We start from the raw sequence: 14,356 nt of genomic DNA on the forward strand, positions 1-14,356 counted from the left end.
TTCGTCTGGTCTCCGCCCGGGGACGGGCCTAGACGTGGATCGCGTGGCCGAGTGCCTTGAAGGCGGCTTCCTGGATTGCTTCGCCCAGCGTGGGATGCGCGTGGATCGTGCCGGCGATGTCCTGCAAGACCGCGCCCATCTCGATCGCCAGGCCAAACGCGGCAGAAAGCTCCGACACGCCCTGTCCAACGGCCTGGATACCGAGGACGCGTTGATTGTCGGCCCTGGCGACGACGCGCACAAAGCCAGGCTCGCCATGGCGCGTCATCGCGCGGCCGTTGGCTGCAAAGGGAAATTGCCCAAGCTTGATGTCGGTGCCTGCTCGGCGAGCCTCTTCCGGCGACAAGCCCGCGGAGACGATCTCGGGATCGGTGAAGCAGATCGCCGGGATGCACTGCTTGTCCCATGCGCGCGGCATGCCGGCGGCGATTTCCGCCACCATCTCGCCCTGCGCCATGGCGCGATGGGCCAGCATCGGCTCTCCCGTGACATCGCCGATCGCATAGATGCCGCGCATCGAGGTCTCGCAATGCTGGCCGATGCGGATGAAGCGGCCGTCCATGTCGAGCACGAGTTGCTCCAGTCCCAACGTTGCGGTAACCGGCGCGCGGCCGACCGTGACGAGAATCTTGTCAGCCGAGAGGCTGCGCTCGCGACCGTCGGCCGTCTCGATGCGCAATCCGTCGCCTTGGGCGGTCAGGCCGAGCGCCCGGGCGCCGGTCAGCACCTCGACGCCGAGCGCGCTCAGGCGTCTTGTGATCGGAGCGGTCAATTCGGCATCGTAGAGCGGCAGGATGTTGTCCTGCGCCTCCACCACGGACACCTTGCTCCCCAGCTTGGCGAAGGCGGTCCCAAGCTCGAGTCCGATATAGCCGCCGCCGACGACCACAAGGGACTTTGGCACTTCTGCGAGCGAGAGGGCGCCGGTCGAGGAGATCACCCTGCCGCCGAACGGCAGGGACGGTAACTCGACGGGCGCCGAGCCGGTCGCGATCACAACCGTCTCCGCCTTGATCGTCTTCGGACCGGTCTCGGTCTCGACAATGATCGTCTTGCCGTCGCGGAAGCGCGCATGGCCCTGAACGATCTTGACCTTGGCCTTGCGGAGCAGCGCGGCGACGCCGTTGTTCAGCCGCTGGACGATACCGTCCTTCCAGGCGATCGCCTGCCTGAAGTCCAGCGCAGGATTTGCCGCCGTCAGGCCGAACGGCGTCTTGCCACTCGCCGCCTCGGTCAGCTTCTCGAATTCCTCGGCGACGTGAATCATCGCCTTCGAGGGAATGCAGCCGACGTTCAGGCAGCTTCCGCCCAGCTTGCCGCGTTCGACGAGAACGGTGTCGAGGCCGAGCTGGCCGGCGCGGATCGCGCAGACATAGCCGCCGGGGCCGCCACCGATAACGACGAGCTGACAGGTGATCTCGGTCATTGCTTCTTCCGCCTCAGGGGTCGACGAAGATCGTCGCCGGATTCTCCAGCAGCTCCTTGAGCCTCTGCACGAAGACGGCCGCGTCCCATCCGTCGATGACGCGGTGATCGAAGCTGGAGGAGAGGTTCATCATCTTGCATGGCACGAACTGCGTGCCGTCCCAGACCGGACGCACCGCGATCTTGTTGACGCCGACAATGGCGACCTCCGGATGGTTGATCACGGGCGTGGTCGCAAGGCCGCCGAGTGCGCCGAGCGAGGTGATGGTGATGGTCGAGCCGGTCAGTTCCTCGCGCGTCGCGGTGCCATCGCGGGCGCGTTGCGCGAGACGGTTCAGCTCGATGCTGCAGTCCCGCAAGTCGCGCGCCTCCACATGCTTCACCACGGGCACGACGAGGCCCGACGGAGTCTGCGTCGCGATGCCGATATGGATGCCGGCATGCTGATGCACGATGCCGGCCTCGTCGTCATAGAGCGCGTTGAGTGCGGGCTGCTCGGCAAGCGCCTTGGCCATGGCGCGCATCAGGAACGGCAGCAGCGTCAGCTTGGGATGCTCCGGCGCGGGCTTCTTGTTCAGCGACGCGCGAAAATCCTCCAGCGGCGAGACGTTGACTTCCTCGATGATGGTGATGTGCGGGATGCGCGACTTCGACAGCGCCATCTTCTCGGCAATGCGGCGGCGCAGGCCTACCACCTTGACGTCGGTGACGGCGGTCTTCGGGCTCATGCCGCGACCGTGGAGCGGTGCCGGACCGCGCGATAGGAAGGCGTCGATGTCCTCATGGGTGATGCGTCCGGCGGGGCCGGTGCCGTGGACCTGACGCAGGTCGATGCCGGCTTCGCGCGCCTTGAGGCGTATCGCGGGCGAGGCCAGCGGCTTTTCGCCCGGCGCGCGGCGCGCCGCAGATGTGATCGCCGGCCGGGCCTCGATCGCCGCGGAGTGAACGCGGGCAGCGGGCGCCGGCCGAGCGTCCGGGGCTTCGGCTTTCGTCACGGCCGATGGCACTGCTACGTCTTTCGTCGGCGCCTCGCCCGCCGGCTCCGAGGCGTCGTCGCCGGGTACCTTGAGCTTCACGAGCGTCGAGCCGATCGCGACCGCTTCACCGATCTGGGCGCCGACCCAGCTGACCTCGCCTGCGAGCGGCGATGGAATTTCGACCGAAGCCTTGTCGGTCATCACGGTGGCAAGCAGGTCGTCCTCGCGGACGAGATCGCCCACCTTGACGTGCCATTCGACCAGTTCGGCTTCGGCAATGCCTTCCCCGATATCCGGAAGCTTGACGCTGCGCTCGCCCATCAGCGTGCCTCCACGATCTCGCGCAACGCCTGCCCGAGTCTGACAGGGCCGGGGAAATAGTCCCATTCCTGCGCATGCGGGTAGGGCGTGTCCCAGCCGGTGACGCGCATCACCGGCGCTTCGAGATGATAGAAACAGTGCTCCTGCACCAGCGCCGTCAGTTCCGCGCCGAAGCCGGAGGTCAGGGTTGCTTCGTGCAGCACGATGCAGCGGCCGGTCTTGGCGACGGAAGCCGCGATCGTCTCGAGATCGAGCGGAAGCAGGGTGCGCAAGTCAATCACCTCGGCATCGACACCCGTCTCCTCGACGGCCGCGAGGGCGACGTGAACCATGGTTCCGTAGGCAAGGATGGTGACAGCCTCGCCGGCGCGTCGCGTCACGGCCTTGCCGAGGGGCGTGGTGTAATGTCCCTCCGGCACTTCGGAGAGCTCGTGCCTGGCCCATGCGGTGACCGGTCGATCGTGATGACCGTCGAACGGGCCGTTGTAGAGCCGCTTCGGCTCCAGGAAGATGACGGGGTCCGGATCCTCGATGGCCGAGATCAGGAGGCCTTTCGCATCATAGGGATTGGACGGCACCACGGTCTTCAGTCCCGCGACATGCGTGAACAGCGCCTCGGGGCTCTGGCTGTGGGTCTGCCCACCGAAAATGCCACCGCCGGTCGGCATGCGGATGACCAGGGGGCAGGTGAAGTCGCCGGCCGAACGATAGCGCAGGCGCGCTGCCTCCGAGACGATCTGGTCGTAAGCCGGATACATGTAGTCGGCGAACTGAAGCTCGACGCAGGGGCGCAGGCCATAGGCGGCCATGCCGATCGCGGTGCCGACGATGCCGCATTCGCTGATCGGCGCATCGAAACAGCGCGAGACGCCGTATTTCTGCTGCAGGCCCTGCGTGCAGCGGAACACGCCGCCGAAAAAGCCGACGTCCTCGCCATAGACCACGACGTCGTCGTTGCGAGCCATCGAGACGTCGAGCGCCGAGCGGATTGCCTCGATCATCGTCATGCGCGGCATGGCTCAGACCCCGATCTGCTGGCGCTGGCGGCGCAGATGCGGCGGCAGCTCGGCATAGACGTCCTCGAAGATGTCGCGCGCCGAGGGTTTGCCGCCGGAATGCAGGGTGCCGAAGGCCTCGGCCTCCTTCTGCGCGGCGATGACGGTGGCAAGAATCTCGGCCTCGGTCTGCTTGTGGCGCTCCTCCGACCAGGCGCCGGCTGCGATGAGATGCTGCTTGAGCCTGATCACGGGATCGCCCAGCGGCCACTCCTCGGATTCGTGCTTCGGCCGGTAGGCGGAAGGATCATCCGACGTCGAATGCGCGCCGGCGCGGTAAGTGACGTATTCGATCAGTGTTGGCCCGAGGTTGAGCCGCGCCCGCTCGATCGCCCATTTTGCGACGGCATAGGTCGCGAGATAGTCGTTGCCGTCAACCCTGAGCGCGGGGATGCCGAAGCCGAGGCCGCGCGCTGCGAAGGTGCCCGAGCCGCCGCGCGCGATGCCCTGGAAGGTCGAGATGGCCCACTGATTGTTGACCACGTTGAGGACGACCGGCGCCTTGTAGGTCGAGGCGAAGACAAGCGCCGCATGGAAATCCGACTCCGCCGTCGAGCCGTCGCCGATCCAGGCGGCGGCAATGCGGTTGTCGCGCTTGATCGCCGACGCCATGGCCCAGCCGACCGCCTGGACGAACTGCGTGGCGAGGTTGCCCGAAATCGAAAAGAAGCCGTGCTTTTTCGAAGAGTACATCACGGGCAATTGCCGGCCCTTCAGCGGATCATGCTCGTTGGAATAGATCTGGCACATCATGTCGACGAGCGGGTAGTCATGCGCGATCAGCAGGCCGGCCTGACGGTAGGTCGGGAAGTTCATGTCGTCGGGGCCGAGCGCGATGCGGAAGGCGCAGCTCACCGCTTCCTCGCCGGTGTGCTGCATGTAGAAAGACGTCTTCCCCTGTCGTTGCGCCATCTGCATGCGCGCGTCGAACGTCCGCAGGGTCATCATGTGGCGCAGGCCGGCGACCAGCTCGTCCTGGGAGAGGTCCGGCACCCATGGCCCGATTGCCCGGCCCTCGTGATTGAGCACGCGGATGATCGAGTAGGCGAGGTCACGAATCTCCTCAGGGAGCACGTCGACCGGTGGACGCCGGACCGAGCCTGCCTTCGGAATCGAGACGCCGGAGAAATCCGGCTTGCCTCCCGGTCGGCTTGCAGGCTCCGGAACGTGAAAATGAAGGAGCGTGGGGCTGGTCATGGGAGCATCCGCTCGTCTGCGGGGTGTGACGCGGCAACACCCGGTTGATCGGACTGTTCGCGCGAAAGCTCCGCGATGCGAAGGTCCGTGATCGCCGGATGCCGTGACAGCCGTTCCGCAAGGTCCGCGCAATCGGCCGACGGCTGGACTTCAAGAACCATCCGTATGGTTCGGTTCCCGTCGGAGCGCGTGGTCATCGAGATCTGGTCGAGGCCGAAGCCGAACCGCCCCGCGTCGAGGACAAGCCGGACGATGCCGTCAAAAGGGTCGGACGTGGTGGCCGTCACGCTGACGCTGCGGCGCTGTTGAGGTTGCATGTCAGGTTCTCTCGCGGCACAATGATAATCTCTTCATTCGCAAAGATTTCCCAAAATTCCGACGGATTGGCCAAAATTTCGGGATATTTTCCCGTAACATGACCAAGATACAGAAGGATTATCCGATGCCTGCCAAGCGCGGCCCCGTCGAGGAGCTCGATCAGCTCGATCGCCGCATTCTCTCGGCTCTGAGCGAGAACGGCCGCCTGACGACGAGCGCGCTGGCGGAGCAGGTCGGGCTCTCGAGCTCGCCATGCTGGACCAGGGTGAAGCGCCTGGAGGAAAACGGCGCGATCGAGAAATACGTCGCGGTGCTCAATCACGCCAATCTTGGCTACAACAACATTGCCTTCGTCGAGATCACGCTGGACAAGCATGACGAGAAGGTGCTCGAGCGCTTCGGCACCGCACTGTCGCGAATTCCGGAGGTGATGGAAGCCTATCTGGTGACCGGCGAATACGATTATCTCATCAAGGTCGTCGTGCAGGACACCGATCACTACGAGCGCTTCCTGCGACAGGCGTTGTACAGGATACCGCGCATCCGGCAGTCGCGAACGACGTTCGGCCTGCGCACGCTGAAGCGCCAGATCTCGATCGATCCTTCCAAGGCCGGTCAGCCCTGACATTCGCCATGACGCCCGCTCCCATGTTCGACCCGAAGACCGCGGAGCATCAGAATGCAGTCCCCGCCATCGTTGCGGACCCTGCCCGAGGCGAAGAATAACAGCTATGAAAGCGCGAATTCAAACGGCGGCGGGGCATCCATCCTCGCCTCCGTCGAGACAGGAGTACTTCGATGACGAAAGCTGAGATCCGATTTCCGGTCGACGGCCGAACCCGAAAGATGTTCGTCGACGGCGCCTGGGTGGAAGCCCGCTCGGGCAAGGTCTTCGAGACGCGCAATCCGGCGACCGGCGACGTCATCGGTCGAGTCCCGCGCGGCGAGGCGGCCGATATCAACGCCGCGGTCGCCGCGGCCCGTCGCGCCTTCGTGGGACCATGGAGCCGTTTCAAGCCGTTCGAGCGGCAGGCGCTGCTGCTGCGTGTCGCCGACCTGTTCGAGAAGCACTGGGAGGAGATCAGCCAGTCCGATACGGCCGACATGGGAATGCCGATCGTCCGGACGCGGGCGAACAAGCTCCGCGTGATCGGCATGCTGCGCTACTACGCCGGCATGGCGACCGCGCTCCACGGGCAGACCATCGATAACTCGCTGCCGGGGGATATCGTCTCGTTCACGCGGAAGGAGCCCATCGGCGTGGTTGGCGCCATCATTCCGTGGAATGCACCGACGGCCGCATCGGTCTGGAAGATCGGACCTGCGCTCGCGACCGGCTGCACGATCGTGCTCAAGCCGTCGGAAGAGGCACCGCTGACGCCGCTGCTGATCGCGGATCTGATGAACGAGGCCGGCGTGCCGCCCGGCGTCGTCAACGTGGTGACCGGAACCGGGCCTGAGGCCGGCGCGCCTCTGGCCGAGCATCCCGGTGTCGACAAGATCGTCTTCACCGGCTCCACCGCGACCGGCCAGGCGATCATTCGCGCGTCGGCCGGCAACCTCAAGCGGGTGTCTCTCGAGCTTGGCGGAAAATCACCGGTCATCGTCTGCGCCGATGCCGATCTCGACAAGGCCGTGCCTGTTGCCGCGATGGCCGCGTTCGCCAATTCGGGCCAGATCTGCATCGCCGGCTCGCGCCTGTTCGTGGAGCGTAAAATCCACGATGAATTGGTCGAACGGCTCGGCAAGTTCGCCTCCGCGCTGAAGATCGGCGATGGCGCGGATCCGGCGACGGAGATCGGGCCTCTCGTCTCCCAGCGACAACTCGACAAGGTGGAGGGCTTCCTGCAAAGCGGGCGCGACGAAGGCGCAAAGGTCGTGGCCGGCGGACGGCGCGCAAAGGAGGGCAGTCTTGCGAAGGGCAACTTCGTCGAGCCGACCGTGTTCGCCGGCGTCTCCGACGACATGCAGATTGCCCGTGACGAGATCTTCGGCCCGGTCATTTCCGCTTTGCCGTTCGACACCCTCGACGAGGCCGTGGAAAGAGCCAACGCGACGCCGTACGGGCTCGCGGCAGGTGTCTTCACGCGCGACGTGAGCAAGGCGCACGTGATCTCGCGCAGCCTCCGTGCAGGGTCGGTGTGGGTGAACACCTATCACGCAATCGATCCCGCAATGCCGTTCGGCGGCTACAAGATGAGCGGATATGGCCGCGAGGGCGGCACCGAGCAGCTCGACGAATACCTGCAAACGAAGGGTGTCTGGATCAAGCTGGACTGACTTTGGGACGACTGCGATTAGGGCACTCGTTCGATATGTGCGCGGATCGCCTGTCGTTCGGCATCGATCCAGCCATGCTCGCGGGCCTTGGCCACCATCACCGCGTAGTCCTGGTCCCAGCTTGCATCGTCGGGACGGCCCGGCAGGGTCGGGACCAGATCGATCGAGACGAGCGCATTGCGATCGTCAAGAAGCGTAATGCCATTCCAGCTCTGTGTGTCCGTGCGGACATCGGCGCGCAGCACCAGCTTGAACTTTCTGAAGTCGGATGGCTCTGTCAGACGGACGGCGCCGCCGTCCAGGCATTCGATGATCACGACGCGGCTCCTTCTCGCGCTTACGGCCTGCTGGGTGATGATAGCAGGATCGCCACAAAGGATGCGGCTAAAGCATGATCCGGAAAAGTGCGAAGCGGTTTTCCGGAAAGATATGCGTAGACAACAACCTGAAGCGCGATGACGCTTCATCCAAATCTCATCGCGCTTTAGGCTTGCGGCAGCGCGCGCAGTGCGCCCTGGAAATTGACGAGGGGATCGCCGTTGCCGCCGCGGGTGGCCACGATCCTGCCGATGAAGAGACCGTGCGTGCCTACCACCTGGTGATGGTGGAGCACGCATTCCAGTGCGCCGATCGCCGGTCCGAACAGCGGCACATCGAGAATGCCTTGCTCCCATGGCGCCGTCGCGAAGCGGTCGATGCCCTTGGCGCCGCCGGCGAAACGCAGTGCCAGATCCTCCTGCCCGCTGCCGAGCAGACTGATCCCGAAGCGACCGTTGGCGAGGATGGCGGCGTGCGTTTCGGAGCTTGAATTGACGCCGACGAGAAGGCAGGGCGGGTCCATGCACAGCGAGGTGACAGAGCTGACCGTCAGCCCCCGCCGTGTGGTTTCCGTTCCCGTCGCCACGATGGCGACGCCACTCGCGAGGTTGCGCATGGCCAGCCGGAATTCGGCAGCTTCGACCGAGCGGAAATCGGTCATTTGAGACATCTGACATCCCATGACGTGCCTCCGAACCTCGCGCTCGCCGGTTGCGCTTACGCCGAGACCGCTTCGCTTGCGACCTTGCCGCGGCCGGATTTCAGTTCTTTCCGGATCGCGGGAATGATCCTGCTGCCCCACAGTTCGATCTGGCGCAGCATCGTGCGCTGATCGAAATCGCCCAGCTGGGTCTGCAGCGCGATGTGGGTCGGCTTGAGGATGCTGATCTCCTCCAGCATGCGGTCGATCACCTGGTTGACGCTGCCGACGGGCAGGTTGCTGCGCATCGTCTCCAGGCTCATGTCGTTCGGGCCGGCCTCTTCCTTGATCAGGTAGCCGTCGTCGCTCTGGGCGCGCCGGAATTTCAGGCTTTCGGACAACCGGCGCTGGAAGCGCGCGTTGTCCAGATACGACTGGATCTCGCTGTCATTGTCGCTGGCATAGGCGCAGCGCAGGAAGCCGAAGCGCGTGTCGTCGATGGAGCGTCCTTCCGTCGCCGCGATCCCCTCGAGACGTTCCCGCAGGGCCTTGATCGCGTCGAGCCCGTTCAAGAGCGCGGTGACGAACAGGTTGTGATTGTCGCGAATGGCGCGGCCGAGCGTCTCGCCATGGCCGGACGTGACCCAGATCGGCGGCATCGGCTTCTGCACCGTGCGCACGGCGATCGCGGTCGGCGGCATTTTCAGATGCTCGCCGGAATAAGAGAAGATCCGCTGCTGCATGCCGGCGTGAAGCACGTCGTAGAACTCGGCGAACAGTGCATGCGAATGGTCGAGGTCCACGCCGAAGCGGTCGAACTCGAACTTCTGATAGCCGGAGCCGATGCCGAGATCGAGGCGTCCGTTCGAGACCGTATCGGCAAAGCCGATTTCGCCGAGCAGCCGCGCCGGATTGTACAGCGGCAGCACGCAGACGGCCGTGCCGAGGCGAATGCGCTTGGTCAGGCCGGCGCAATGCGCCACCATCATCAGCGGCGAGGGGCACAGGCTGTAATTGTTGAAATGGTGCTCGGCGTACCAGGCCGTATCGAAGCCCGCGTGCTCGGCGATAACCGTCTGCTCGACGGCGTTGTTAATGACCTGCTGCGAGGTTTGGTGATAACCGCGCTGCTGCGCCAGAATGAATACGCCGAATTCCATTGGTTGCGTCCTCCACCTAATCGGTCGCTGTTGCGACGCGTTCTCATCAGGCTAGGGGCTTGAGCTTTTTCGAACAATTGACGTATTCTGAGCATGTCCTTTGCAGAATCTGAAAAGATCGATGAACCGCCTCCAGGCCATGGAATTGTTCGTCAGCGCCGTCCGCGAGGGCAGCTTCTCGGCCGCCGGGCGCCGCGTCGGGCTCTCGCCGGCGTCGGTGTCCCGCTATATCGGCGAGCTCGAGGCGCAGCTCGGCGTGCAGCTTCTGAACCGCAGCACACGCCATCTCGGACTGACCGATGCCGGCAAGATCTTCTTCCAGCGCACCGAGCAGGTGCTGCACGGCATCGAGGATGCCGAAGCCGCCGCGCTCGCGCTGCAGACCGCACCCCGCGGAACGCTGCGGGTGCACTCGCGGACGCTGTTCGGCATCAAGGTGCTGTCGCCGCTGATCCCGGGCTTTCAGAAGCTCTATCCGGAGCTGAAAGTGGAGCTGCGCCTGTCCGAGCGGCGCCCCCAGCTTCGCGAAGATGAATTCGACGTCGACTTCCAGATCCAGGCGGCGAAAGACCCGGCCCTCATGCAGCGAAGGCTGCTGAGGAGCGAGCGGATTCTCGTGGCTTCACCGGACTATGTCGCCCGGATGCCGAAATTGCGCGAACCGGAGGACATCACCCGCCACCATTGCCTGACCTACTGGATGGGCCCGGACGACGTGGTCTGGAAGTTCATGCACAGGAACAGGCTGCGCGAGATCGTGGTGCCGTCGTCCTTCAGCAGCAACAACGGGGTGGTGCTCTGCGATCTCGCCGCCGGCGGACACGGCATCGCCCTGCTGGATGATTACACCGTGGCCGAGGAGTTGAAGCGTGGCCGCCTGATACGGCTGCTGCCGGGCCTCCGGGTGACGAATTCCACCTTCGACGAGGGCATGTATGCGACGTTTCTCCAGAGCAGCTACTTGCCGGAAAAGATCAGGGTGTTCGTGGACTACATGGCGGAGCACGTGCCGAAGCAGGTCAAGAGATCGGCGCGGTAGCCGGGAAGGCTAGCCTGGGCCGAATCTGTGCGCCGGCAGTCCGCGAACGCCGAGGCCTTCGACGGCGAACAGGCCGCCGGCATCGGGATGATCGTCCCTGAGAGCGTGACTGCGCGAGATCGATGTGACGTAGAGTACATCGAGATCGCGTCCGCCGAAGCACACGCTGGTCGGATGACGGACCGGCATGTCGATCGTCCGCACGATCCTTCCGTCCGGTGCAAACTGCGCGATCTTGCCGATGCGCACGAGCACGGACCAGAGATGACCGTCCGCATCGACCGTTGCGCCGTCGCAGCCGGACCCTTGCGCTTCCGTGTCGACGAAGACGCGCTTGTTCGCGAGGGGGCTATCCGCGCTGTAGTCATAGGCCCAGATGATCCGCCTTGCGCTGTCGGCGATGTAGAAGGTCCGGCCGTCCGGGCTGAAGCACGGTCCGTTGCTCACGGCGAGGTCCGTCTCCAGGAGTTGCAGCGTGCCCTTTGCGTCCAGCCGATAGAGGCCGCCGAGCGGCGCCTCATCGGGAGCACGATCGCCGTGCATCGTACCTGCGAGGAAGTTGCCCTGGGGATCGGCCTTGCCGTCGTTCAGCCGCACCTTCGGGTGGTCGAGGCCGATCATTGGGCCTTCCGTCAGCGCGCGCCTGTCGAAATCGTAAGCCGCAAATCCGTTGCGCAGGGCCAGGACCGTGCCGCCGTCGCCTCGCAGCGCCAGCGAGCCGATCGGCGCGGGCACGCTGAACTGCTCGGTCGCGCCGGTCGCGGGGTCTAGCGCGTGGATCAATCCGGCCAGAGAGTCGATCCAGTAGAGGCGCTGCCGGCGCTCGTCCCACACCGGACTCTCGCCGAGCAGGTCCCTGGTGACGCCGAGGCGCCTGATGCGGACTGCGCTCATGGTTCCTTCCGCGGGAATCGCCGGGCTTGACCGATCGGTCGGTGAAAACCTAGTTTCATTCTAAAGACTCTTCTGGCTGACGAATGGATTGCGGAGTTCATGACTGAACTGTCAACGATGAAGGACGGCGTTGCGAACCAGGCGGAGGCCTCCGACCGCGTCCTGCAGATCCTCGCCGAGGCCGGCAGGCTGTTCGCCAGCAAGGGCTTCGAGGGTACTTCGATGCGCGACATCGCGCTCGCCTGCGGCATCTCCAAGTCGCTGCTCTATCATCACTTCTCCAACAAGGACGAGATCTATGCGCGTGTCGCGGTCGGCTCGACCCTCGAACTCTATTTGTTCGTGCGCGACCGGATTCCCGACGGGCCGCCGTCGCAGAAGATCCGCGCGTTCATGGTCGCCACGGCGGAGTATTTCCGCCGCTACCGCTGGGCCTGGATCGCCTCGACGACCGCGTTCTGGAACGACCCCGATCGCCAGCGGCACAAGGAACGGCTGACGCGCCGCGACCGCTTCGAGAACTTCCTGCGCGGCCTGATCCAGGAGGCCATCGATGCCGGCGAGATCCGCAAGGTCGATGTTCCCATGACCGGCCGGCTGATCCTGTCCTCGCTCAACTGGATGCATCGCTGGTACAATCCCAACAAGTCCGCGACCCCCGAGCAGATCGCGGAGATCTTCTTCGACATGATCTTCAACGGCCTGCGCAGCGGCGAGCTTGTCGAACTTCCGGCGACGGAGCCGCCCAAGGCCGGCCGGCGCAAATCGCGCTGACCGGGCGGGCGGCGGCCTCTCATTCCAGAACGATGTTCTGCGCCTTGATCACCGGCCCCCAGAGCGCCGCGTCCTTGGTCAACTGGGCGTCGAGCCGTTCCGGTGCGCCGGTATCGACCATCAGGCCGTCGGTCTCGAGCTGCTTTGCGATTTCCGGCTTCTGCATCGCGGCGTTGGCCGCCGCGTTCAGCCGCGCGATGACGTCGCGCGGCGTGCCCGCGGGCGCGTGCAGGGCGGTCCAGAACGAGGCCGTGAGGTCGGGATAGCCGGCTTCGGCCAGCGTCGGTACCTCTGGAAGGCTCGCCATGCGCTTTTCGGAGGAGACCGCGAGGATGCGGAGCTGACCGCCGCGCGCATGCTCGATCACGGCGGCGGGCGTTGCGAAATTGAGATCGCACTCCCCCGACAGCGTCTCCATGATGGAAGCCGGATTGTTGCGATAGGCAACCTCGGTGACGGCAAATCCCATCGACTTGCCCATCATGATTCCGAACAAATGCGTGACGCTGCCCGGACCGAGTGTGGCGTAGAACAGCGGCTTGTCGCGGCCCTTGGCGTAGGCAACGAAGCTCTTGACGTCGGTGGCTGGCGTCCGCGCGTTCACGGTCAGTGACAGCGGCCCGTTGCAGAGCATGGCGACGGAGGCGAAGTCCTCGAGCTTGTAGGGCAGGTTCTTGCGCAGCAGGACGTTCAGTGAAATCGGGCCGGTGCCGCCGGCCAAGAGAACCGATCCGTCCTTCGGTGCGCGCGCGACGTATTGCGATCCGACGATGCCGTTGGCGCCCGGCTTGTTGTCGACCAGGACCGGTTGGTCGAGGTTTTCCGCCATGGCCTTTGCGATCGAGCGCATCAGGCTGTCGATCGAGCCGCCCGGCGCATAGGGCACGATGATGAAGATCTGCGACGCGCGCGCCCTGACGATGGCGGGCGCGCCAAGCGGCGCGGCGAGAGCGCCGGCGATCAGAGCTGTCGCCTGGCGTCGGCTGATCCTGGGCATGGAAATCCTCCTCAAGCTCATTCTTGTTTGCCGTGAAATCTATCGGCTGACCGATCGGTCGGTCAATAGATGAGCAGCAGGATATTGCAAGTGGAAGCGGTTGGTGTTATCAGCGCAAAAAGCTGACCGATCGGTCAGGCCGTCAGGACGGTCGCAAGCAATACGAACAGAAGCCAAAGGAGGAAGCCCATGTCAGGAGATATCGTCACCCTCGAAGTGTCCGATAACATTGCGCTGGTGACGCTGAACCGGCCTCCGGTGAATGCGCTCGATCGTGCCATGCGCGACCGCATCGTCGCCGTGTTCGACGAGATTTCCGAGCGCCAGGACGTCAGGGTCGCGATCCTGACCGGCGCCGGAAAGGTGTTTTGCAGCGGCGCGGATCTGAAGGACCGGCCGGACCCGAACAAGATCGGCGCATTTCACAGCCACAACCGCATCACGCGCGAGACCGGCAACTGCATCCGCGAATGCGCGAAGCCCGTCATCGCGGCGATCAACGGCGTCGCGCTGGGCGCGGGTGTCGGCCTGATGGCCTCCTGCGACATCTTCTACGCCTGCGAGGAAGCCGTCTTCGGCATGCCCGAGATCAATGTCGGGCTCGCCGGCGGCGCTGCGATGCTCAACACATTGTTCGGCCGCTCGCTGATGCGTCGCATGTTCTTCACCGGCTATCGCGTGCCGGCCGCCGAGCTCTATCGTCTCGGCATCATCGAGGCCTGCACCACCAAGGAAAACCTGCTCCCCGAAGCGATGAAGCTCGCCCGGGAGATCGCATCTAAGAGTCCGATCGCGATGGAGTACGCCAAGAACGCGGCGAACATGGTCGAGCTGATGCCGCCGCGCGATGCCTACCGCTTCGAGCAGAACATCACGATGGCATTGTCCAAGACGGAGGATGCCAAGGAAGCGCGCATGGCGTTCCTGGAAAAGCGCACGCCGGTGTTCAAGGGGCGCTGAG

The 14,356-nt window shown here is 64.6% G+C and carries 15 protein-coding genes; 5 read left to right on the forward strand and 10 right to left on the reverse strand.

The window, feature by feature from the left end:
• Positions 1–28: 28 nt before the first annotated feature.
• The 5 genes from lpdA to N2603_RS13665 are packed head-to-tail and all read right to left on the reverse strand — an operon-like array spanning position 29 to position 5,292.
• A complete protein-coding gene (gene lpdA / locus N2603_RS13645; protein WP_260389197.1) occupies positions 29–1,426 on the reverse strand; it encodes a dihydrolipoyl dehydrogenase in 1,398 nt (465 codons plus the stop codon).
• 13 nt (positions 1,427–1,439) lie between these two features.
• On the reverse strand, positions 1,440–2,723 hold the full coding sequence (locus tag N2603_RS13650) for a dihydrolipoamide acetyltransferase family protein (RefSeq protein WP_260389198.1): 1,284 nt from the start codon (positions 2,721–2,723) through the stop codon (positions 1,440–1,442).
• Positions 2,723–3,739, reverse strand: a complete 1,017-nt coding sequence (locus tag N2603_RS13655) for an alpha-ketoacid dehydrogenase subunit beta (protein ID WP_018642592.1) — start codon at positions 3,737–3,739, stop codon at positions 2,723–2,725. The genes N2603_RS13650 and N2603_RS13655 overlap by 1 nt, the downstream gene beginning before the upstream one ends.
• Positions 3,740–3,742: 3 nt before the next feature.
• On the reverse strand, positions 3,743–4,975 hold the full coding sequence (locus N2603_RS13660) for a 3-methyl-2-oxobutanoate dehydrogenase (2-methylpropanoyl-transferring) subunit alpha (protein WP_260389200.1): 1,233 nt from the start codon (positions 4,973–4,975) through the stop codon (positions 3,743–3,745).
• Complete coding sequence (locus N2603_RS13665) at positions 4,972–5,292, reverse strand: hypothetical protein (protein WP_018642594.1); 321 nt, start codon at positions 5,290–5,292, stop codon at positions 4,972–4,974. The genes N2603_RS13660 and N2603_RS13665 overlap by 4 nt, the downstream gene beginning before the upstream one ends.
• 125 nt (positions 5,293–5,417) lie before the next feature.
• On the opposite strand from N2603_RS13665, the gene N2603_RS13670 reads away from it, so the two are divergent.
• The gene (locus N2603_RS13670) at positions 5,418–5,918 is read left to right on the forward strand and encodes an Lrp/AsnC family transcriptional regulator (protein ID WP_311741554.1); all 501 of its coding nucleotides are present in this window, start codon (positions 5,418–5,420) and stop codon (positions 5,916–5,918) included.
• 173 nt (positions 5,919–6,091) lie between these two features.
• Positions 6,092–7,573, forward strand: coding sequence for an aldehyde dehydrogenase family protein (locus N2603_RS13675; RefSeq protein WP_260389203.1), 1,482 nt, complete (start codon positions 6,092–6,094; stop codon positions 7,571–7,573).
• Positions 7,574–7,590: 17 nt separating this feature from the next.
• Here the strand turns inward: N2603_RS13675 and N2603_RS13680 are convergent, their stop codons facing one another.
• The 3 genes from N2603_RS13680 to N2603_RS13690 all read right to left on the reverse strand — a co-directional run bounded on the left by N2603_RS13680 (position 7,591) and on the right by N2603_RS13690 (position 9,691).
• On the reverse strand, positions 7,591–7,890 hold the full coding sequence (locus tag N2603_RS13680) for a hypothetical protein (protein WP_018642597.1): 300 nt from the start codon (positions 7,888–7,890) through the stop codon (positions 7,591–7,593).
• 167 nt (positions 7,891–8,057) lie between these two features.
• A complete protein-coding gene (locus N2603_RS13685; RefSeq protein WP_260389206.1) occupies positions 8,058–8,552 on the reverse strand; it encodes a flavin reductase family protein in 495 nt (164 codons plus the stop codon).
• A 56-nt stretch (positions 8,553–8,608) separates the two neighbouring features.
• Positions 8,609–9,691, reverse strand: coding sequence for an LLM class flavin-dependent oxidoreductase (locus N2603_RS13690; RefSeq protein ID WP_260389207.1), 1,083 nt, complete (start codon positions 9,689–9,691; stop codon positions 8,609–8,611).
• Between the two features lie 121 nt (positions 9,692–9,812).
• Between N2603_RS13690 and N2603_RS13695 the strand changes: the two genes are divergently transcribed.
• Positions 9,813–10,730 (forward strand): LysR family transcriptional regulator, encoded by a 918-nt coding sequence (locus N2603_RS13695; protein WP_260389209.1) that lies wholly within the window; start codon positions 9,813–9,815, stop codon positions 10,728–10,730.
• 9 nt (positions 10,731–10,739) lie between these two features.
• On the opposite strand, the gene N2603_RS13700 is transcribed toward N2603_RS13695, so the two are convergent.
• Positions 10,740–11,624 (reverse strand): SMP-30/gluconolactonase/LRE family protein, encoded by an 885-nt coding sequence (locus N2603_RS13700; RefSeq protein ID WP_260389210.1) that lies wholly within the window; start codon positions 11,622–11,624, stop codon positions 10,740–10,742.
• Between the two features lie 99 nt (positions 11,625–11,723).
• On the opposite strand from N2603_RS13700, the gene N2603_RS13705 reads away from it, so the two are divergent.
• Positions 11,724–12,398 carry a TetR/AcrR family transcriptional regulator gene (locus N2603_RS13705; protein ID WP_026311929.1) on the forward strand — a complete coding sequence of 225 codons (675 nt, stop codon included), beginning with the start codon at positions 11,724–11,726 and terminating at the stop codon, positions 12,396–12,398.
• Positions 12,399–12,417: 19 nt separating this feature from the next.
• Here the strand turns inward: N2603_RS13705 and N2603_RS13710 are convergent, their stop codons facing one another.
• Complete coding sequence (locus N2603_RS13710) at positions 12,418–13,395, reverse strand: tripartite tricarboxylate transporter substrate binding protein (RefSeq protein WP_260389211.1); 978 nt, start codon at positions 13,393–13,395, stop codon at positions 12,418–12,420.
• Positions 13,396–13,584: 189 nt separating this feature from the next.
• On the opposite strand from N2603_RS13710, the gene N2603_RS13715 reads away from it, so the two are divergent.
• On the forward strand, positions 13,585–14,355 hold the full coding sequence (locus tag N2603_RS13715) for an enoyl-CoA hydratase/isomerase family protein (RefSeq protein ID WP_260389212.1): 771 nt from the start codon (positions 13,585–13,587) through the stop codon (positions 14,353–14,355).
• Position 14,356 lies beyond the last annotated feature (1 nt).

This window comes from Bradyrhizobium huanghuaihaiense, assembly GCF_025200885.1.
GTDB classification, from domain to species: Bacteria; Pseudomonadota; Alphaproteobacteria; order Rhizobiales; family Xanthobacteraceae; genus Bradyrhizobium; species Bradyrhizobium huanghuaihaiense.